Source organism: Crenobacter oryzisoli (genome assembly GCF_030385785.1).
Lineage (GTDB): Bacteria > Pseudomonadota > Gammaproteobacteria > Burkholderiales > Chromobacteriaceae > Crenobacter_A > Crenobacter_A oryzisoli.
Genome location: NZ_JAUEDK010000007.1, coordinates 66,200 through 85,671, shown reverse-complemented (window position 1 = coordinate 85,671; position 19,472 = coordinate 66,200). Strand labels below are relative to the sequence as shown.

Below are 19,472 nucleotides of genomic sequence, written 5' to 3'. Positions count from 1 at the left end.
TAATGCGGTATGCAGTGTCCGCGCCTATGACTACAGAAATCCTGTTCCCCGAGCTGGACGATACCGGCAATCCGCCGCCCCCCAGCATCCCGCCCGTGGTCGCCGACGACAGCGGCGACTGGCTGGCGCTCGACCAATACGCCGAGCGCGCCTACCTCGAATACGCGATGAGCGTGGTCAAGGGCCGCGCGCTGCCCGAGGTGGCCGACGGCCAGAAGCCGGTGCAGCGGCGCATCCTGTACGCGATGAAGGACATGGGCCTGGTGTCCGGCGCCAAGCCGGTGAAGTCGGCGCGCGTGGTAGGCGAGATCCTCGGTAAGTACCACCCGCACGGCGACAGCTCGGCGTACGAGGCACTGGTGCGCATGGCTCAGGACTTTACGCTGCGCTACCCGCTGATCGACGGCCAGGGCAACTTCGGCTCGCGCGACGGCGACGGCGCCGCGGCGATGCGTTACACCGAGGCGCGCCTGACCTCGCTGGCGGACCTGCTGCTGTCCGAGATCGACATGGGTACAGTCGACTTCGTGCCCAACTACGACGGCGCGTTCGACGAACCCAAGCTGTTGCCGGCGCGGCTGCCGATGGTGCTGCTCAACGGCGCGTCCGGCATCGCGGTGGGCCTGGCCACCGAGATCCCGCCGCACAATATGCGCGAGGTCGCGGCGGCCGCGGTTGCCTTGCTGCAAGACCCGAGCCTCGACACCGCCGCGCTGATGGAACACGTGCCGGGGCCGGACTTCCCGGGTGGCGGCCAGATCATCACCCCGCGCGAGGACATTCTCGCCGCGTACGAGACCGGCCGCGGCAGCGTGCGGGTACGCGCAAAGTGGGAGGTGGAGAAGCTCGCACGCGGGCAGTGGCGCGTGATCGTCACCGAGCTGCCGCCGGGCAGCAGCGCGCAGAAGGTGCTGGCCGAGATCGAGGAAGCGACCAACCCGAAGCCCAAGGCCGGCAAGAAGGCGCTGACGCAAGAGCAGCAGAACTTGAAGAGTCTGATGCTGTCGATGCTCGACCGGGTACGCGACGAGTCGGACAGCGAGCAGCCGGTGCGTCTGGTGTTCGAGCCGAAATCGAGCCGCCAGGACCCGGACGAGTTCATCAACCTGTTGTTGGCGCAGACCAGCCTGGAAGGCAACAACTCGTTCAACCTGGTGATGATCGGCCTGGACGGCCGCCCGGGCCAGAAGGGCCTGAAGGCCATCCTGCAGGACTGGCTGGACTTCCGCGTCGAGACGGTGACGCGCCGCCTGGCTCACCGTCTGTCCCAGGTCGACCGCCGCATCCACATCCTCGAAGGCCGGATGATCGCGTTCATCCACATCGACGAGGTGATCCGGGTGATCCGCGAGTCGGACGAACCGAAGCCCGACCTGATCAAGGCGTTCGGCCTGACCGAGGCGCAGGCCGAGGACATCCTCGAGATCCGCCTGCGCCAGTTGGCGCGACTGGAGGGCTTCAAGCTGGAGAAGGAGCTGTCCGAGCTGCGCGAGGAGCGCGATGGGCTGCGCCACCTGCTCGGCAACGACGAGGCGAAGCGCCAGTTGATCATCGACGAAATCCAGGCCGACGCCGCCAAGTACGGCGACGATCGCCGCAGCGAGATCAAGGCCGCCGAGCGCGCCTCGCTGACGCAGACCGTGGCCGACGAGCCGGTGACCATCATCCTGTCGCAGAAGGGCTGGCTGCGTGCCCGCGTCGGTCATCATGCCGACCTGTCGACGCTCAGCTTCAAGGACGGCGACGCGCTGGCGTCGGTGCTGGAAACCCGTACCGTCTGGCCGCTGATCGTGCTCGACACCAAGGGCCGTGCGTACACCATCGACGCCGCCGACGTGCCGACCGGCCGCGGCGACGGCGTGCCGGTGACAAGCTTGGTGGAGCTGCAGGACGGCGCCAAGCTCGCCCAGGTGCTGGCCGGCCCGGCCGACTCGCGCTATGTCATAGCCGGCAGCGGCGGCTATGGCTTCATCGCCAAGATCGCCGACATGGCCGGCCGGGTGAAGGCCGGCAAAGCGTTTATCACGCTTGACGACACCGAGACGGTGCTGGCGCCGGTGGCCGTGCCGGCAGTGGCCGAGTGGGAGACGCTGCAGCTGGTCGCCGCCGCCGACAACGGCCGGGTGCTGGCGTTCCCGGTTGGCGAGCTGAAGGAACTGGCCAAGGGCCGCGGCCTGATGCTGATGGCGCTGGACGCCGGCGAGGCGCTGACGGCGATCGGCCTGGTGACCGGCGAGAAGGCGCTGCTGTCCATCGTCGGCCCACGCGGCAAGGACGGCGTGGAGCGGTTGGCGCTCGCCGAGTTCGTCGGCAAGCGCGCCAAGAAGGGCAAGCCGTCCGGCAAGAAGGGCACCGTGACGGCGATCCGCGATCCGGAGAGTGCCGAGTAAGGGATAGGCGCCAGGCGCCGGCGCGTGATGGTTTGCGCCGCTAGTTAAGGTTGGCCGAACGGGTGTGATGCCAGTTCGGCCGATTTTTACCGCGCTTTCGGCCAGCATTGATGGGAATTGTCGCAGCGCCGGTCCCGCCCGGCGGGGCGGTCTACTTTTCTTGCTTCGCCAAGAAAAGTAGACAAAAGAAGGCGACCCCCGATGCGCAGGCCTTCGGCTTCCCTCGCGCCTGCCAAGCGGCCAGGCGCCGCCGAACTCGCGGGCGGCTAACGTCCGCCCGCTCGAACATGCGGCGGCTTAAAACCTGGCCGCTTGACGATCGCTCGGCAGCGCAAAGGGGGAGGGGCAGGTCGATTGCGGCGGTAGTAGAGTCGGTAGGTTTTAAAAGCGATACCAGGTTTGGGACTGACTCATCAACACTGACCGAATCCGTCCTCTCCGATGAGATGACGCCGTTCGACCAACTTTTGCGGTTATCCACAGCAAGATGCCGATGAGCCATTTTGCCCACAGCCGTAGCCAGCCCAAGCAACCCACTGTTTTTCCAAACAAACTGAGCGATTGCCACCGACAACCTCCCCATCCCCTTCGACGCCGCCGAGGACGGCGCGGCCAACGGGGGATGTCGGCGAGCACTGCTCGAGTGCCGGCAACGCCGGCGCGAGTTGCGCAGCCGCCCGTTGGCCGTGGCGCCCGCAGGGCAGCCCGCAAAGCGGGCCGGCGTCGCGGGGGTCGCCTTTCTTTGCCTCCTTTTCTTTGGCGAAGCAAAGAAAGGAGGTCGCCGGTCGGGCGAGACCGACAAACCCACAATCTGCTTCCCATGTTTGCCAGAAAGCATGATGGGTTGCGCCACCAGCCCCTCCACCCATCCTACCAATCACCGCAATACAAAAAGCTTGGCCGAACGAACAACCACGTCCGTTCGGCCAAGCTCACACATCGCAACGGGCAGGTAACGCCCGCCCAACGCCCATCACGGCGCCAGACGCGCCCGCCGCCAGCTGCCGTCATCCTGCAGCGTATACTGCACCCGGTCGTGCAGCCGGCTCGGCCTGCCTTGCCAGAACTCCACCCGATCCGGCAGCAATGCGAAACCGCCCCAGTGCTCCGGACGCGGCACGTTCAGCGGGTACTTCACCCCGAACATCGCCGCCCGCTTCACCAGCGTGCTCTTGGCCGGGATCTCCTGGCTCTGCTCCGACGCCCAGGCACCGAGCCGGCTGCTGTACGGCCGGCTCGCGAAATAGGCATCCGACACGTCCGCCGCCACCTTCTCGACCCGGCCCTCGATGCGCACCTGGCGCTCCAGCTCCGGCCAGAAGAAGGTCAGCGCCGCGAACGGATGGGCAACCAGCGCCTGGCCCTTGCGGCTTTGGTAATTGGTGTAAAACACCAGTTGGCCATCCTCGACGCCCTTGAGCAGCACAATGCGCGCCGAGGGACGACCGTCGGCGCCGACGGTCGCCAGATGCATCGCGGTCGGTTCGTTGACCTCGGCCCGCACCGCCTCGTGCAGCCAGACTTCGAACTGCGCGACCGGATCGGGCAGACAATCCTCCGGTGACAGTTCGTGTTGCGAGTATTCCTTGCGGATATCGGCCAGATTCAACGGCATGGGACAGCTCTCCATTGGCAAGATGGCTGGTATCTTAGAACCGCCGCGTCAAAACGGCGAGTGTCACTATCGCCGCCGAACCGAATCCGGCGCGCGCCGATCGGCGCCTGGCGGTGTTGGCCGCCACGATGACGTCCTCTTGATGTAAAATCAGCCCTTTGTCAACGCTGTTGCCTCGTCCCGATGCATCTGGTCGCCTTCGGTCTGAACCACCATACCGCCCCGCTCGCCATCCGCGAAAAGCTCGCTTTTCCGGCGGAGACGCTGCCGTCGGCGCTGGCCAGCCTGGTCGGCTCGCACGCGGCGCGCGAAGCGGCGATCGTGTCGACCTGTAACCGCACCGAGGTGTACTGTGCGGCCAACGACCCGGACGCCGCGCTGGCGTGGCTCGCGGCGTTCCACCACATGGACGCGGCCGAGCTCGCGCCGTACCTGTACCGGCTCGACGCCTCGTCGGCCGCGCGCCACGCGTTCCGCGTCGCCTCCGGGCTCGACTCGATGGTGCTGGGCGAGACGCAGATCCTCGGCCAGATCAAGGACGCGATACGCGTCGCCGAGCACGAGGGCACGCTCGGCACCATGCTGAATGGCCTGTTCCAGCGCACCTTCGCGGTCGCCAAGGAAGTGCGCAGCAAGACCGCGATCGGCGCGAGTTCGGTGTCGATGGCCGCCGCCGCGGTGAAGCTGGCCGAGCAGATCTTCCCGACCATCTCGGAGCTGAAGGTGCTGTTCATCGGCGCCGGCGAGATGATTGAGCTGGTCGCCACCCACTTCGCCGCGCGCAACCCGTCCTGTATCACCGTCGCCAACCGCACGCTGGAGCGCGGCGAGAAGCTCGCGGCCCAGCTTAACGGCAACGCGATGCTGCTGTCCGAGCTGCCCGAGTCGCTGGCGCGCTACGACGTGGTGGTGTCGTCCACCGCGAGCACCCTGCCCATCGTCGGCAAGGGTCTGGTCGAGCGCGCGATCAAGGCGCGCCGCCACCGGCCGATGTTCATGCTCGATCTCGCGGTACCGCGCGATATCGAGGCCGAGGTCGCCGAGCTGAACGACGTGTTCCTCTATAGCGTCGACGACATCGCCAACATCGTCGAGGTCGGCCGCGAGGCGCGCCAGGTGGCGGCCGAGCAGGCCGAGGTGATCATCCGCGAGCGCGTCGACGAATTCCTCGGCTGGCTCAAGCAGCGCGACAGCGTGCCGACGATCCGCGCGCTGCGCGACGAGGGCGAGCGGATCCGCCGCCACGCGCTTGACGCGGCGCTCAAGCAGCTCGCCAAGGGCGAGCCGGCCGAACAGGTGCTCGAGGCCCTGTCCAAACAGCTGACCAACAAATTGCTGCACCCGCCGACGCAAGCGCTGTCGCAAGCGCGCGGCGACGAGCAGGACGCGCTGATCGATACCATCGCGCGGCTTTACCGATTGAACCGGAGTGATGTCTGAATGAAACCGTCTATTGCCGCTAAACTCACGACGCTGTCCGAGCGGCTGGAGGAGGTCACTCATCTGCTGGCCAGTGAAGCCGCCACGCAGAATATGGACGAATTCCGCAAGCTGACCCGCGAGCACGCCGAGCTGACCCCGGTGGTCGAGACGTTCGCCGCGTTCCGACAGGCCGAGTCTGATATCGCCGCCGCCACCGAGATGCTGGCCGACCCGGAGATGAAGGAGTTCGCGCAGGCCGAGATTACCGAAAGCAAGGAGCGCATCGAGGCACTGGAGGTGGAGCTGCAGAAGCTGCTGCTGCCGAAAGACCCGAACGACGAGCGGAACATCTTCCTCGAAGTGCGCGCCGGCACCGGCGGCGACGAGGCGGCGCTGTTCGCCGGCGACCTGTTGCGCATGTACACCCGCTTCGCCGAGCGCAATCGCTGGCAGGTCGAGATCGTCTCGGCGTCTGAATCGGACCTGGGCGGCTACAAGGAAGTGATCGCGCGCATCGAGGGCTTCGGCGCGTACTCGAAGCTGAAGTTCGAGTCGGGCGGCCACCGCGTGCAGCGAGTGCCGGCCACCGAGACGCAGGGCCGCATCCACACCTCGGCCTGCACCGTCGCGGTGCTGCCGGAGGCCGACGAACTGGCCGAGGTGGTGCTGAACCCGGCCGATCTGCGCATCGACACTTATCGCGCCAGCGGCGCCGGCGGCCAGCACATCAACAAGACCGACTCGGCGGTGCGCGTCACCCACCTGCCGACCGGCATCGTCGCCGAGTGCCAGGACGACCGTTCGCAGCACAAGAACAAGGCGCGCGCGCTGGCGGTGCTGGCGGCCCGGATCAACGACATCCAGCGCCGCGAGCAGCAGGCGAAGGAAGCGGCCGAGCGCAAGAGCCTGGTCGGCTCGGGCGACCGCTCCGAGCGCATCCGCACCTACAACTACCCGCAGGGCCGCATCACCGACCACCGCATCAACCTGACGCTGTACAAGCTCGACCAAGTCATGGACGGCGACCTGTTCGAAATGACCGACGCGCTGTCGGCCGAGCACCAGGCCGAGCAGCTGGCGGCGATGGGCGAATAAGCGACGCAAAGTGAGAGAAATGAAAAAGGTTGGCCGAGTGGCCAACCTTTTTTTGTGCCCGTGCTCGGGCGCGGAGTTTCACGTGGAACCGGAGGCTTACGCCGACTGCATCGCCTTGTGCACCGCCCGCTTGGCCGCCTGATAGCCCTCGCGGGCCTTGCTCACTACACCATGGCCGACCGCCTTGGCGGCATGGGTAGTGCCGTGGGCGGCTTCCTGGGCGACCTCGCCGGTTTTCTTGGCGGCATGCACTGTGGTGTCCTCGAGGTATGGACCGCCGGCTTCACAACGGCCTGCGCCAGCAGCATGAACATCGCGGCGGAGCCCGCCGCCCACCCGATTTATTCGGGGCGTATTCCCATGCTCAGACCGGCTTCAGGAACAGTCCCACGGTCAGCGCCGCCCCGATGCACACGATCGCGACGCGCAACACCTTCTCGTTGACCCGGTGCAATGCCCACGAGCCCAGCAAGCCCCCGACGATCGCGCCGCTGCCCAGCGTGATCGCTTCACGCCAGTGCAACAGTGACGAGGTCACAAACAGCGCCACCGCCGACGCGTTCATCACCCCGGCCAGCGCGTTCTTCGTCGCGCCGGCGTTGCGGGTCGGCAGCCCCGCCATCGTCAGCGCCGCGATCATCAAAAAGCCGATGCCGCCGCCGAAATAGCCGCCGTAGATCGCGATCAGGAACTGGGCGATGGCCGTGCCACCCGGCCCCAGATGCACCATGGCGTCGCTCTGCTTGCGAAAGAAGCTGCCCCACGCGAAGACGGTGGTGGCGAACAGCACCAGCCAGGGTACGAGGTGGGCAAACACGGCCGACGAGGTATTCAACAGCAACAGACCGCCCACGGCACCGCCGACAATGCTGATCGCGAACAGCGCCCAGAACGGCAGCCGGCCCGCGCCGGTCACCAGCCGGCGTCCCGCCAGACCCGACGTCATCTGCCCAGGGAACAGGGCCACGGTGGACGTGATGTTGGCGGCCAACGGCGTCATGCCCGACAAGATCAGCGCCGGCAGCGTCACGAACGAGCCGCCACCGGCGAGGGCGTTTTGCAGACCGGCCCAGAGGCCGGCGATAAGAACGAGTCCTAACAGCATGAAGCATCCCGAAAACCTGTACAGAGGGTCAGGATACCGAAATTCGCCCGGCCCCGGGCCGGTCACGATGCCAGGGAGCAGGGGGGAGAAGAAGGGCCGGAATGGCCCCCGCCAATGAAAACGGCAGCCCATGGGCTGCCGTTCTGTCCTGTCGACTGGCGACTAGCGCCCCATCAGCGCGCGCTCGATGAAGTGCTTGGGCACCCGCGGGCGCGGCACCTTGCCGTGGAACCAGCGCCGCACGTCCTCGTCGAGCATGATGCCGTGCATGTAGTTGTACAGCGCCTTGTTGAGCGCCTTGCCCAGCGCGTCGTGGTCGACGTCGGTCGGGTCGATGAAGCCGATGTCGTTCTTGGCGAAGTCGCCCGGCGGCAGCGGCACCAGCTCGATGCCGTATTCCTCCGGGTTCTGCCCCACCGGCGAATGCACGGTACAGGAGAAGCGGTGGAAGAAGCCGGACTGGATGCAGCCGGCCTCGAACAGCTGGCGCACGTATTCGAGCGCGTCGACGGTATCGTGCACCGTCTGGGTCGGGAAGCCATACATCAGGTAGGCATGCACCAGGATGCCGGCCTCGGCGAAGCCGTAGGTGACGCGCGCGACCTGGTCGACCGACACGCCTTTCTTCATCAGTTTCAGCAGCCGGTCGGATGCGACCTCCAGGCCGCCGGAGATCGCGATGCAGCCCGATTCGGCCAATAGCTGGCACAGCTCCGGGGTGAACGACTTCTCGAAGCGGATATTGCCCCACCACGAGATCGCCACCTTGCGGCGCAGCAGCTCTTCGGCCAGCGCCTTGAGCATCTTCGGCGGCGCAGCCTCGTCGACGAAGTGGAAGCCGGTCTGGCCGGTCTCGGCGATGATCTGCTCGATGCGATCGACCAGCTCGGTGGCCGACGCGGTCTCATAGCGCGAGATGTAGTCGAGCGACACGTCGCAGAAGCTGCACTTCTTCCAGTAGCAGCCGTGGGCGACGGTCAGCTTGTTCCAGCGCCCGTCGCTCCACAGCCGGTGCATTGGGTTGAGCATGTCCAAGAGCGACAGGTAGCGGTCGAGCGGCAGCCCGTCCCAGGTCGGCGTGCCCCAGTCCTCGAATGGCACGTCCGGTTCGGGGAAGTGACGGTAGCGCACCTGGCCTTCCTCGTCGCGCACGAAGGTGCGTACCAGCCGGGACGCCGAGCGCTTGCCCTGCAGGTGTTCCAGCAGCGCCAACAGCGGGCGCTCGCCGGCGTCCAGCGTGACGAAGTCGAAGTAGTCGAACACGCGCGGTTCGGCCAGCTCGCGCAGCTCGGTGTTGGCGAAACCGCCGCCGAAGGCGAGGCGGATCGCCGGGTGGTGGCGCTTGATGGTCTGGGCGATGCGGAACGCCGCGTACACCGCGCCGGGGAACGGCACCGACAGTAGCACCAGATCGGGACGGTGGCGTTCGATGGCCGCCAGCGTCAGCGCTTCCAGCTCCCGGTCGACCAGGGTCGGAGCGGCGGCCAGCGCGCGCGCCAGCGGTTCGAAAGTGGGCTGGCTCATCGCCAGCGACTCGGCATAGCGGACGAACTCGAAGCGCGAATCCACCGCGTCGCGCAGCACGTCGGCCAGGTCGTTCAGATACAACGTGGCCAAGTGGCGGGCGCGGTCCTGGCTGCCCAGCGCGCCGAACGCCCAGGCGAGCGGGTCGCCGCCGTCCTCGTCGATGTAGACGTCCAGCGAGGCAAAGCGCGGCCCCTCGGGCAGGAAGTTGCGGGTGCAGATGCGGTGGCTGACGGTGGAGTCGCGCCCCTGCAGGAAGGCGATGGTCGGCGCGATGGTGGCCTCGTAGCGCTCGAACTGCTCGTCGAAGGACACCACGCTGGCCGAACGGCGCCGCACCGGCAGCGCGTCGACCGCGTCACGCAGCAGCGCCATGCCCTCGCGCGAAAACAACCGCAGCACCAGTGCCAGCGCCAGGTCCTCCTGCACCGCGTCGACGCCGCGCGAGCGCAGGAAGCCGGTCAGGTAGGCGGTGGACGGGTAGGGGGTGTTGAGCTGGGTCATCGGCGGGATCACCGACAAGACCTTCAGGCCCTCGTGTTCTGCCACTTCGAGGGCGCGCTGCGACGTGCGACTGCTTTGATCCATGGTCCTTGCATCTGTCGCGTCCTGCCGTGCGCGCCGACATGGCACGCATGCCGACGGCCGCGACCCGCCATTTTGCCAGATTCGGCGCGTCGCCAGCAGACGCGGCGCGCCGGACGGTGCCTAAAAAAGCGGCAGGGGCCGGCCGAGGCTAGCCGCCCACGTCCCGCTAGGGTTTAGACGAAACGGCATCCACCGCACCGTTCCGCCAGTCGTCGCCGAAATGAGCCAGCGCTCCGGTATGGGACACTGGATTCCCTGCCACTACACCTGCAAGCAAGGAATGGCGACGAGCGTCGCAGAGGCTGTCAAACCGCCCCATTGATCGATCATGGTGGCCAGCGTCATGCGGGGTCAGCCACCAATACTCACGCCGCCGCCACCCCCGAATACAGCGCTGCAATCAGATCCGACTGCGTCACCAGCCCCACCAACCGGCCGGCGTCGTCGAGCACCGGCAGGTGGTGCAGACCATGGTCGGACAGGAGCGGTACCACGTCGACGATGGGCTGCGTGGCGGCGACGCACACCACCGGCGACGTCATGACCGCCCCCACCTCCGACGCCCGGCCACGTTGGCCAAAGCGCTTCATCAGCCGCGAGCGCAGCCCCTCGGGGCGGCCGTCCAGCCGCTTCAGGAAATCGACCAGCGCCAGCACGCCGAGCACGCGATGCTCGGCGTCGACTACCGGCAGCGCACGCACGCGATGGCGGCGCAGCTTGCGCCAGGCCTCCTGCAGCGAGCTGTCCGGCGCCACCGTCACCAGGTCGCGACTCATGATGTCGGCGCAGGTGAGCCCGTGGTGGGCGCGCGCGGCGGCGTAGCGCTGTGCCAGCGCCAGCACGCCGGCCAGGTCGTCGCGTCCGACGTCGAGTAGTTCGCCATAGTGCGCCAGCGCCGCGTCGAGATCGTCGGCCTGCACGCCCAGCCGCGCCAGTGGCGGCGCGTCGGCCACCTGGTGCGGGTTGGCCACCGGCAGCGGGCGCGGGTAGGGATGGCGCAGCCACAGATTGTTGAGGATCAGCGCCATGCCCAGCATCAGCAGCGAGTTGAACAGCACCGGGCTCACCACGAAGGCAAAGCCGAGCGCCTTGATCGCCGGGCCACCGATCACCCCCATCAGCGCGATCGAGCCGGCCGGCGGGTGCAGGCAGCGCAGGAAGGTCATCGCCATGATCGAGAAGCCGACCGCGCAGGCGCACGCCAGCACCGGCACGCCGATCAGCTTGGCACACGCCACGCCGATGGCGGCCGACACCAGGTGGCCGCCGACGAAGGACCACGGCTGCGCCAGTGGGCTGGCCGGCAGCACGAACAGGATCACCGAGGCGGCGCCCATTGACGCGGCCAGCCACGGCGCGTTGCCGACCGTCCAGTGGGTAACGGCCGCCGACACGCCGATCGCCAACAGCGCGGCAAGACCGGCCTTGATCTTCTGCGCCGGGCTCAGCGCCATCGGCTCGGGCCACCAGCGCCGCCAGGCGAACAATTGCAGGAGGGAGGACATGGGGAAGTCACATCAGGCCGCGTGCCGAACATTCGGCGGGCGGCGGGTTGATCGGGCCCGAACCGCGCACGGTGTCGGGAAACCGTCACAACGGCGGCGCCGACCGCGCGTCGGCGCAGGCAATGACGGAAAATTTTATATCGTATTGTGATACAGTCAAGCCGGACTTGCGCCAGATCAACAACGCCGACAACTCGCGATGCTCAGCGTTTGCCGATCGCAGGGATCTTCAGCTCGCCCTGCACCTCGGCCAGCTGCTGCTGGTGGCGCAGCGCCAGCTCGGCCAGCAGCGCCTCGCCATGCCCGGTCAGGTGCACCTCGACGCAACGCTGGTCGCTGCGCCCGGGGCGGCGCTCGACGAGGCCGGCCTTTTCGCAACGCGACACCAGCGCCACCACGCTGTGGTGGTGTGACTGCAACCGTTCGGCCAGCTCGGCGACGGTCGCCCATTCGCGGTCCGGATAGCCCTTCACCTGCAAGAGCAACAGGTACTGCAGCACGGTGATCCCGTGCTCCTGGGCGACTTCCTCGCTGAAGCGCAGGAAACGGCGCAACTGGTAGCGGAATTCGGCGAGCGCTTCGTAATCGGCCTTGGCAAGCGGCGGCATAGACATGGAGGGACCTCGATACGGAACAGGCCCCCATGCTAACCGCTCCCGTCCGCGGGTCAACCCGGGCGCGCAACACTTACTCACCCTCACGGAAATCGACGATGAACCACAAACGCGACTTTGCCCTCGCCCCCGGCCAGACCCGACTGGTCGGGCTGGCGCTGGGGATCGGCGTGCTCGCCAGCGGCGGCGCCTGGCTGCTTTTGACGCTGATCCGCTTCTTCACCAACCTGTTCTTCTATCAGACGCTGTCGACCGCCGCGCGCTCGCCGGCCGGCCACACCCTCGGCCTCGCCGTGATCCTGGTGCCGGTGCTCGGTGGCCTGATCGTCGGGCTGATGGCGCGCTTCGGCTCGGACAAGATCCGCGGCCACGGCATCCCCGAAGCACTCGAGGCGATCCTGTTCGGCCAGAGCAAGATGTCGGCGAAGGTGGCCATCCTCAAACCGCTGTCGTCCGGCATCGTCATCGGCAGCGGCGGCCCGTTCGGCGCCGAGGGGCCGATCATCATGACCGGCGGCGCGATCGGCTCGCTGATCGCGCAGCAGATCCGGCTCACCTCCGCCGAGCGCAAGACGCTGCTGGTCGCCGGCGCCGCCGCGGGCATGACCGCGGTGTTCGGTACCCCGCTCGCTGCCATCCTGCTGGCCGTCGAACTGTTACTGTTCGAGCTGCGTCCGAGGAGCCTGGTGCCGGTGGCGCTGGCCGCCGCCGTCGCCGCATTCCTGCGCCCCTTCCTGATCGACAGCGGCCCGCTGTTCCCGCTTGCCACCGCCACGCCGCCGCTGTCCGCCCTGCCGCTCAGCGCGCTTGCCGGCCTGCTCGCCGGCGCCCTGGCCGCCACCCTGTCGGCGCTGCTCTACAAGGTCGAGGATGCGTTCCACCGCCTGCCGCTGCACTGGATGTGGTGGCCGGCACTCGGCGGCCTCGCGGTCGGCATCGGCGGCTACTTCGAGCCGCGTGCGCTCGGCGTCGGCTACGACGTGATCGGCGACCTGCTGAACGGCCACCTGGCGCTCGGCATCGTCGCCGGCCTGCTGCTGGTGAAATGCCTGATCTGGGTGGTCGCACTCGGTTCCGGTACCTCGGGCGGGGTGCTGGCGCCGCTCTTGATGATGGGCGCCGGCCTCGGCACGCTGCTCGCCGCGCTGTTCCCGGGCAGCCACGCCGCGCTGTGGCCGCTGGTGGCGATGGCGGCGATGCTGGCAGGCACCTTGGGCGCACCGCTGACCGCCGCCGCATTCGCACTGGAGCTGACGCACGACGTCGATGCGCTGCTGCCGGTACTGCTCGCCTGCACCGTGTCGTACGCGCTGACGGTTCGCGTGATGCGCCGCTCCATCCTCACCGAGAAGATCGCGCGGCGCGGCCGGCACATCTTCCGCGAGTACGCGGTCGACCCGATGGAGCGCAGCCACGCCGACGAGCTGATGAGCCGCGAGCTCGTCACCCTGCCTGCCACGATGACGTTGTCCGAAGCCGCACGGCAGTTCGGGCCGGGCCGGCACCGCGCCTACCCGGTGCTCGACGGGGAACGCTACCTCGGCCTGCTCGACGAGCTGACCCTTATCCATCTCGCCGCCGCGCACCCGGCCGGCACGCAGCTCGCCGGCCTGATCGACGCGGCCGACCAGCCGTTCGCCTTGCCCGGCGACAGCGGCCGGGTGCTGGCGAGCCGGCTCGCCCAGCAGGGGCTGGAGCGGCTCGCGGTGCTCGACAGCCCCGACGGGCGCCTCGTCGGCCTAATCACCCGCAGCGACCTGCTCAAGACCTCGCTGGCCTTCCACGCAGAGGAGCAGCACGCCGAGCGCCACGCGCTATGGCGCCGGCCCAGCGTCCGTCCGGCAGATTAGTCCGCACGATGCATTGGCCTGGAACGCCGCATTCTTTACACTTGAAACAATCTATCGCGGAGTGCGCAGCATGACCCTGAACCTGATCTACTTCGCCCGACTGAAGGACACCTTCGGCCGCGGCGGCGAAACGCTCGACAGCGGCGCGGCCAGCGTCGCCGAGCTGCTGGCCGAACTGGCCGCGCGCGGCGGCGTCTGGGCCGACGAGCTCGGCACCGGCCGGGTGTTCCGCGTCGCAGTCAACCAGACGATGGCAAGCCGCGACACCGCGCTTTCCGCCGGCGACGAGGTGGCGATCTTCCCACCGGTGACCGGGGGCTGAGATGGGCGACTTCACGATACGGGTCGGCCACGCCGAGTTCGAGCCCGGTGCCGAGATCGCCGCCTTGTCCGGCAACCCGGCGGCCGGCGCCATCGCCAGCTTCGTCGGCCTGGTGCGCAACTACGGCGACGACGCCCACGTCACTGCGTTGGAACTCGAGCACTACCCGGGCATGACCGAGGCCGAGCTCGGCCGCATCGTCGGCGAGGCGCGCGAGCGCTGGCCGCTGACCGCCGCGACCATCATCCACCGCGTCGGCTACCTGCCGCTGGGCGAGCCGATCGTGCTGGTAGTGGTGGCGTCCGGCCACCGCCGCGACGCGTTCGCCGCCTGCGAATTCCTGATGGACTATCTGAAGACGCGCGCACCGTTCTGGAAGAAAGAGTACTACCGGGACGGCACGAGTCGCTGGGTCGACGCGAAGGACAGCGACGACGAAGCGGCGGCGCGCTGGATGGCGCAATGAGCGTGCCCGCCTATTCGGCGCTGGTGCTGGCAGGCGGCAGCGCGCGCCGCTTCGGCGGCGCCGACAAGGGCCTGCAGCTGTTGGCCGGTCGGCCGCTGATCGCGCACGCGCTCGACGCCCTGGCCGCACAGACCCCGGCGCCGGCCGAGATCCTGATTTCGGCCAACCGCCACCTCGACGTCTATGCCGGCTTCGGCCATCCGGTGCTGACCGACAGCCTGCCCGGCTTCCAAGGCCCGCTGGCCGGTCTGGCCGAGGGCCTCGCGCACGCCCGCCACGACTGGCTCGTGACGATGCCCTGCGACGTGGCACGGCTGCCGGCCGACTTCGTCGCGCGGCTGTTTGCCGAGCGCCAGGGCGACAAGACCGACGCGGTCATCGCCTGCGACGCGCACTCGCTGCACCCGACGTTGGCGCTGCTTAACCGCCGCGTACTGCCGCAGCTGCTCGAGTTCCTCTCGGGCGACAGCCGCCGCCTGCGCGACTGGCTGGCCGGCCTTCACACCCGCGAGGCATTCTTCACCGAGTCGTTCCCCAACCTGAACACCCCCGAAGCGCTCGCCGCGCTCGAGACCGGGCCGCGCTGACACACAGCCTCAAACGCGCAGCGGCTCCGGTCACGACCGGCCGGGCCGGCATTTTGGTACTGTTCGCCACCCGAACAGGCCGCTACGATGGACCTACCCCATTGTCCGAGCGAGCCTCGCATCCCCGAGCGTTTCGCCGAACACGCTTCATCCTCTTCGCCCTCAATAAGGTTGGTCGAATCCTTCAGGAGAATGCGATGCCCCAGTACCACGGTTCCTGTCATTGCGGCGCGGTGCGCTTTCGCATCGATGCCGCCATCACCGAGCTGACCACCTGCGACTGCTCGCTGTGCGTGAAGAAGAACGCACTGATGGCAAAGGTGCACGAGAGCCAGTTGACCGTCCTGCAGGGCGAGGACGCACTGAGCCTCTACCAGTGGAACACACACAGGGCGAAGCACTATTTCTGCTCGCGCTGCGGCATCTACACCTTCCATCGCAAGCGCGCCGCACCGGATCACTACGGGGTGAACGTTTTCTGCCTCGACGACTTCGACCCGCACGACGTGCCGGTGCGCGCCACCGAGGGCGTCGGCATGACCGTGGTCGACCCGGCCGCGCGCCCGGAATGGCCGGGGCCGCGCGTGGCGGGCGAAGGCGGCTGAGCCACGCCGAAACCGGTGACTTACTTGAGCGTGCCGACCGGGTAGAGGAAGCGGTTGGTGTCGACGAACGGGGTGCGCTCGTAGAACCAGTTGAGCCGCGCATTGCGGTCCTTGGCGAAGGCCGGATCGCGCTTCAGCTTGGCCTCGAATTCGCGCTTCAGTGCCGGGCTTTCGGCCAACATCTTGCGCGCCATCGGCTCCATCACATAGGTTTCCGGCGCCTCGGCCGAGGTCAGCGTGGCGTTGAAGAAGCCCCAGTGCAGGAAGGAATCCGGGCTGGCCGGCTCCAGCAAATCCATCGCCAGTACGCCGAGGCGCTGATCGGTATCGATGCGTACCGAGCCCGGCGCGTAGGTGACGCGGCGCTGCTGCGCCACCGGCTTGCCGTCGATCAGCAGCCGGCCCTCGTAGCCGGGGATCTTGTCGGCCGACTCGCGGTCCGGCTCGAACGGCGTGCCGAGCTTGATGTCGTCGATGCGGTAGACGGTGACGTCCAGCGTGGTCGGCTTGTCGAAGGTGGTCATCGCGATGCCGTGCGCCTTCAAGCGCGCGATCACGTCGCGGTACTCGACCGGCACCACATAGCCCTTCGGCCGGCTCACCACCAGGTCCGGCTCGGTCAGCGGCGTCAGCGGCACCCGGTAGGTCTTAGGCTGGTTGGTCCACAGCGTCACCGTGTCGCCGGTGATCGGCGACTTCACCTGCTGCGCCACTACGCCCTTGAAGTCGACCAGCTGCGGCTTGCCGGCCGCCTCCTTCCAGGTCAGCGTCACCTGTTTCTGCGCCTTCAGCCGCGCGCGGTCTTCGGCGGTCGCGCGGTGCAGGCCGTCCTGGTTGGCGGCGATGGTCTCGAACAGCGCCTGATACAGCGTGTAGTTGCCGAGCACCTGCTGCTTGTACGGCTTGATCGCATGCAGCTCGACCAGGATGCCCGGGATGCCGCGGATGTCGGCGTACTGGTTGGAGAAGCGCGCCAAGTCCGAGTAGTAGGGGTAGTAGCCCTTCTCCGGCTTCTCGTTGTCGTTCATCGAGATGCACACGTTCGGGATGTGGCCGTAGTCCTCCAGCGTCTTGAACACCTTCGGCGTCATCACCTTGTCCATCCAGGCATTGGCGGCCGGCGACCAGCCGGTGCCGTTGTTGCAGTAGGTGACGTCGTACTGGTAGTTGATGCCGTCGGAGCTGTGTGTGTCGATGAAGAAGTCCGGGTCGTAATGGTCGAGCGCGTAGGCGACGTTGCGGATCTCCGGGCTGTCCAGCTTGGCGAAGTCGCGGTTCAGGTTGAGGTTGCGCGCGTTGACGCGCCAGCCGGTCTCGTCCGGGCCGTGCTGGTTGATGCGGCCGTACTTGCCGTAGCGCATGTCGCCGTCGATGTTCACCGTCGGCACGAACAGCAGGTTGACTTGGTCGAGCAGGCCCGCCTGGGTGCCGCGCACCGTCATGTCGCGCAGCATCATCAGCCCGGCGTCCTTGCCGTTGGCTTCGCCCGGGTGGATGCCGGCCTCGATGTACAGGGTCGGCTTGCCGCTCTTCTTCAGCCCGGCCGGCGACTTGTCGGCGCTGGTCGACACCACCGCCATCACGAACGGCCGGCCCTCGTCGGTCTTCTCCGGCAGCGTCACCAGCTCGATCAGCCCCGGCTTAGCGCGCGCCAGCCGTTCCAGATAGGCCACCGTGTCGGTGTAGCGCGGCGTGCGGGTAAAGTTCGAAGCCTCGAGCGGCGTCGCCCAAGCGTCGTCCGGTTTCACCGCGAAGGCCAGGCTCTTGCCCTGCCACGGGATATCCGGCGGCAGCACCCGCGTCTTGGCGGCGCTCAGGAACTGGCTGTCGTCGATGTAGTCCGGGCCGGTCGGCATGGCGAACACGGCGTGGCTGGCGAACAGGGCGGCGAGGGTGGTCAGGGACATCGAGACGGGCAGGCGGGACATCGGACACTCCGGAACGGGTTGCGATGCCGATAGTCTAGCCAACGCCACGCCATGGCCGTTACCCAGCCCGCAGCCCGGTTTGATGCAGGTCAGCTCGACGCCGTCCCGGCGCGACACGTGCGAGCGGCCGCGCCATGTTCCACGTGAAACACCATGCAAAACGCCCGGCACATGGCCGGGCGTTTTTTGTGGAGTCGACGGACTTACTTGCCGGCCGGCGTGCCGAGCTTCGCGCGGCGCGCGCTGACCGCGTCGGCCAGCGTCTTCACCAGCTTCTCGGTGTCGTCCCAGCCGATGCAGGCGTCGGTGATGCTCTGACCGTAGGCCAGCTCGCAGCCCGGCTTCTGGTCCTGGCGACCTTCCACCAGGTGGCTTTCCACCATCACGCCGAAGATGTGGGTGTCGCCGTTGGCGAGCTGGCTTGCCACGTCCTCGGCCACTTCCATCTGGCGCTTGTAGTCCTTGCGGCTGTTGGCGTGGCTGAAGTCGACCATCAGCTTCTGCGCCAAGCCCACCGCGGCCAGCTCGCCCGCCGCGGCGCGCACGTGGTCGACCGAGTAGTTCGGCTCTTTGCCGCCGCGCAGAATCACGTGGCAGTCCGGGTTGCCGCCGGTGGAGACAATGGCCGAGTGGCCGGTCTTGGTCACCGACAGGAAGTGGTGCGGCTGGCTGGCAGCGCGGATCGCGTCGACGGCGATCTTCAGGTTGCCATCGGTGCCGTTCTTGAAGCCCACCGGACAGGACAGACCAGACGCCAGTTCGCGGTGCACCTGGCTCTCGGTGGTGCGCGCGCCGATGGCGCCCCAGGAGATCAGGTCGGCGAAGTACTGCGGGGTGATCATGTCGAGGAACTCGGTCGCCGCCGGCATGCCCATGCTGTTCAGGTTGAGCAGCAGCTTGCGCGCGATGCGCAGGCCAGCGTTGATGTCGTAGCTCTCGTTCAGGTGCGGATCGTTGATCAAGCCCTTCCAGCCCACCGTGGTGCGCGGTTTCTCGAAATAGACGCGCATCACCACCACCAGCTCGCGCGCGTACTCGCGGCGCAGCTTCATGAGGCGCTCGGCGTACTCTTCGGCGGCCTGGGTATCGTGGATCGAGCACGGGCCGATCACCACCAGCAGGCGATCGTCCTCACCGCGCAGCAGGGCGGCGATCTCTCGGCGGGTGGTGTAGATCAGCTCGGAAGCCGACTCGTTGATCGGCAGCTCGTACAGGTGCGCGATCGGCGGCAGCAGTTCTTTGATTTCGCGGATTCTGACGTCGTCGGTCTGGCGTTGCATGGCGGTTTCTCTGATGTCCGGGTATTCATTTAGGTATGGACACAGACTACCCGTATTTTGCGCACTGCGACAAGTATGTCCGACAAAGCAAAACGCCGCCCTCGAGGGCGGCGTCGGTGCTCGGCGCGCGGCGGATCAGTCCGCGTACTGGCGTTTCATCCGCTCGCGGCGCTCCTGCGCCTCGACCGACAGCGTGGCAGTCGGGCGGGCCAAGAGGCGCTTCAGGCCGATCGGCTCGCCGGTGTCTTCGCAATAGCCGTAAGAGCCATCTTCGATCTGGCGCAGCGAGGCGCCGATCTTCTGCAGCAGCTTGCGCTCGCGATCGCGGGTACGCAGTTCCAGCGCGTATTCCTCTTCCAGCGTGGCGCGGTCGGCCGGGTCCGGCGTCGCTTCCTGCTCCTGCAGGTGGTTCGCCGTGGCGTTGGCGTTGCTCAGCATTTCCTGCTGCAACTGCAACAACAGTTCCTTGAAGAATTCAAGGTGCTCGGCGTTCATGTAGTCGTCGTCGCCGCCATTCCAATTGAGGATGTCTTGTTCGGTCAGCTTGGCCATAGTTAGGCTTCCATCAAAAAGTTG

The 19,472-nt window shown here is 67.4% G+C and carries 17 protein-coding genes; 8 read left to right on the top strand and 9 right to left on the bottom strand.

What is annotated here, in order from left to right; all coding sequences use genetic code 11:
• Positions 1-26: 26 nt before the first annotated feature.
• Positions 27-2,390: a DNA topoisomerase IV subunit A gene (parC, locus tag QU481_RS05905; RefSeq protein WP_289828998.1), complete on the top strand. Its 2,364-nt coding sequence runs from the start codon at positions 27-29 to the stop codon at positions 2,388-2,390.
• 973 nt (positions 2,391-3,363) lie between these two features.
• On the opposite strand, the gene pdxH is transcribed toward parC, so the two are convergent.
• On the bottom strand, positions 3,364-4,005 hold the full coding sequence (pdxH, locus tag QU481_RS05900; RefSeq protein WP_289828997.1) for a pyridoxamine 5'-phosphate oxidase: 642 nt from the start codon (positions 4,003-4,005) through the stop codon (positions 3,364-3,366).
• Positions 4,006-4,188: 183 nt separating this feature from the next.
• On the opposite strand from pdxH, the gene hemA reads away from it, so the two are divergent.
• Positions 4,189-5,445: a glutamyl-tRNA reductase gene (hemA, locus tag QU481_RS05895; RefSeq protein WP_289828996.1), complete on the top strand. Its 1,257-nt coding sequence runs from the start codon at positions 4,189-4,191 to the stop codon at positions 5,443-5,445.
• Complete coding sequence (gene prfA / locus QU481_RS05890; protein WP_289828995.1) at positions 5,446-6,522, top strand: peptide chain release factor 1; 1,077 nt, start codon at positions 5,446-5,448, stop codon at positions 6,520-6,522.
• Between the two features lie 96 nt (positions 6,523-6,618).
• Here prfA and QU481_RS05885 read toward each other — a convergent pair whose 3' ends face one another.
• The 5 genes from QU481_RS05885 to QU481_RS05865 all read right to left on the bottom strand — a co-directional run bounded on the left by QU481_RS05885 (position 6,619) and on the right by QU481_RS05865 (position 11,858).
• A complete protein-coding gene (locus tag QU481_RS05885) occupies positions 6,619-6,774 on the bottom strand; it encodes a hypothetical protein (protein ID WP_289828994.1) in 156 nt (51 codons plus the stop codon).
• A 112-nt stretch (positions 6,775-6,886) separates the two neighbouring features.
• The gene (locus QU481_RS05880) at positions 6,887-7,627 is read right to left on the bottom strand and encodes a sulfite exporter TauE/SafE family protein (RefSeq protein ID WP_289828993.1); all 741 of its coding nucleotides are present in this window, start codon (positions 7,625-7,627) and stop codon (positions 6,887-6,889) included.
• Between the two features lie 162 nt (positions 7,628-7,789).
• A complete protein-coding gene (locus QU481_RS05875; protein WP_289828992.1) occupies positions 7,790-9,739 on the bottom strand; it encodes a B12-binding domain-containing radical SAM protein in 1,950 nt (649 codons plus the stop codon).
• A 365-nt stretch (positions 9,740-10,104) separates the two neighbouring features.
• Positions 10,105-11,244, bottom strand: coding sequence for an HPP family protein (locus QU481_RS05870; protein ID WP_289828991.1), 1,140 nt, complete (start codon positions 11,242-11,244; stop codon positions 10,105-10,107).
• Positions 11,245-11,447: 203 nt separating this feature from the next.
• Positions 11,448-11,858, bottom strand: coding sequence for a MarR family transcriptional regulator (locus QU481_RS05865; RefSeq protein ID WP_289828990.1), 411 nt, complete (start codon positions 11,856-11,858; stop codon positions 11,448-11,450).
• A gap of 98 nt (positions 11,859-11,956) precedes the next feature.
• On the opposite strand from QU481_RS05865, the gene QU481_RS05860 reads away from it, so the two are divergent.
• From QU481_RS05860 to QU481_RS05840, 5 genes are all read left to right on the top strand, one after another.
• Entirely contained in the window at positions 11,957-13,708 is a 1,752-nt protein-coding gene (locus tag QU481_RS05860; protein WP_289828988.1) for a chloride channel protein, read from the top strand.
• 70 nt (positions 13,709-13,778) lie between these two features.
• Positions 13,779-14,030 (top strand): MoaD/ThiS family protein, encoded by a 252-nt coding sequence (locus tag QU481_RS05855; protein ID WP_289828987.1) that lies wholly within the window; start codon positions 13,779-13,781, stop codon positions 14,028-14,030.
• Between the two features lies 1 nt (position 14,031).
• Positions 14,032-14,496, top strand: a complete 465-nt coding sequence (gene moaE, locus QU481_RS05850; protein ID WP_289828986.1) for a molybdopterin synthase catalytic subunit MoaE — start codon at positions 14,032-14,034, stop codon at positions 14,494-14,496.
• Complete coding sequence (gene mobA, locus QU481_RS05845; RefSeq protein WP_289828984.1) at positions 14,493-15,083, top strand: molybdenum cofactor guanylyltransferase MobA; 591 nt, start codon at positions 14,493-14,495, stop codon at positions 15,081-15,083. Before moaE ends, mobA begins: the two co-directional genes overlap by 4 nt.
• A 197-nt stretch (positions 15,084-15,280) precedes the next feature.
• A complete protein-coding gene (locus QU481_RS05840; RefSeq protein WP_289828983.1) occupies positions 15,281-15,688 on the top strand; it encodes a GFA family protein in 408 nt (135 codons plus the stop codon).
• A 20-nt stretch (positions 15,689-15,708) separates the two neighbouring features.
• Here the strand turns inward: QU481_RS05840 and QU481_RS05835 are convergent, their stop codons facing one another.
• The 3 genes from QU481_RS05835 to dksA form a co-directional block, all read right to left on the bottom strand.
• On the bottom strand, positions 15,709-17,616 hold the full coding sequence (locus QU481_RS05835) for a M14 family metallopeptidase (RefSeq protein WP_289828982.1): 1,908 nt from the start codon (positions 17,614-17,616) through the stop codon (positions 15,709-15,711).
• Between the two features lie 203 nt (positions 17,617-17,819).
• Positions 17,820-18,896, bottom strand: a complete 1,077-nt coding sequence (gene aroG, locus QU481_RS05830; protein ID WP_289828981.1) for a 3-deoxy-7-phosphoheptulonate synthase AroG — start codon at positions 18,894-18,896, stop codon at positions 17,820-17,822.
• A gap of 135 nt (positions 18,897-19,031) precedes the next feature.
• Entirely contained in the window at positions 19,032-19,448 is a 417-nt protein-coding gene (gene dksA / locus QU481_RS05825; protein ID WP_289828980.1) for an RNA polymerase-binding protein DksA, read from the bottom strand.
• Positions 19,449-19,472 lie beyond the last annotated feature (24 nt).

Coding starts and splice junctions, on each gene's coding strand:
- parC (WP_289828998.1), top strand. CDS start 27: ATGACTACAGAAATCCTGTTCCCCGAGCTGGACGATACCGGCAATCCG.
- pdxH (WP_289828997.1), bottom strand. CDS start 4,005: ATGCCGTTGAATCTGGCCGATATCCGCAAGGAATACTCGCAACACGAA.
- hemA (WP_289828996.1), top strand. CDS start 4,189: ATGCATCTGGTCGCCTTCGGTCTGAACCACCATACCGCCCCGCTCGCC.
- prfA (WP_289828995.1), top strand. CDS start 5,446: ATGAAACCGTCTATTGCCGCTAAACTCACGACGCTGTCCGAGCGGCTG.
- QU481_RS05880 (WP_289828993.1), bottom strand. CDS start 7,627: ATGCTGTTAGGACTCGTTCTTATCGCCGGCCTCTGGGCCGGTCTGCAA.
- QU481_RS05875 (WP_289828992.1), bottom strand. CDS start 9,739: ATGGATCAAAGCAGTCGCACGTCGCAGCGCGCCCTCGAAGTGGCAGAA.
- QU481_RS05870 (WP_289828991.1), bottom strand. CDS start 11,244: ATGTCCTCCCTCCTGCAATTGTTCGCCTGGCGGCGCTGGTGGCCCGAG.
- QU481_RS05865 (WP_289828990.1), bottom strand. CDS start 11,858: ATGTCTATGCCGCCGCTTGCCAAGGCCGATTACGAAGCGCTCGCCGAA.
- QU481_RS05860 (WP_289828988.1), top strand. CDS start 11,957: ATGAACCACAAACGCGACTTTGCCCTCGCCCCCGGCCAGACCCGACTG.
- QU481_RS05855 (WP_289828987.1), top strand. CDS start 13,779: ATGACCCTGAACCTGATCTACTTCGCCCGACTGAAGGACACCTTCGGC.
- moaE (WP_289828986.1), top strand. CDS start 14,032: ATGGGCGACTTCACGATACGGGTCGGCCACGCCGAGTTCGAGCCCGGT.
- mobA (WP_289828984.1), top strand. CDS start 14,493: ATGAGCGTGCCCGCCTATTCGGCGCTGGTGCTGGCAGGCGGCAGCGCG.
- QU481_RS05840 (WP_289828983.1), top strand. CDS start 15,281: ATGCCCCAGTACCACGGTTCCTGTCATTGCGGCGCGGTGCGCTTTCGC.
- QU481_RS05835 (WP_289828982.1), bottom strand. CDS start 17,616: ATGTCCCGCCTGCCCGTCTCGATGTCCCTGACCACCCTCGCCGCCCTG.
- aroG (WP_289828981.1), bottom strand. CDS start 18,896: ATGCAACGCCAGACCGACGACGTCAGAATCCGCGAAATCAAAGAACTG.
- dksA (WP_289828980.1), bottom strand. CDS start 19,448: ATGGCCAAGCTGACCGAACAAGACATCCTCAATTGGAATGGCGGCGAC.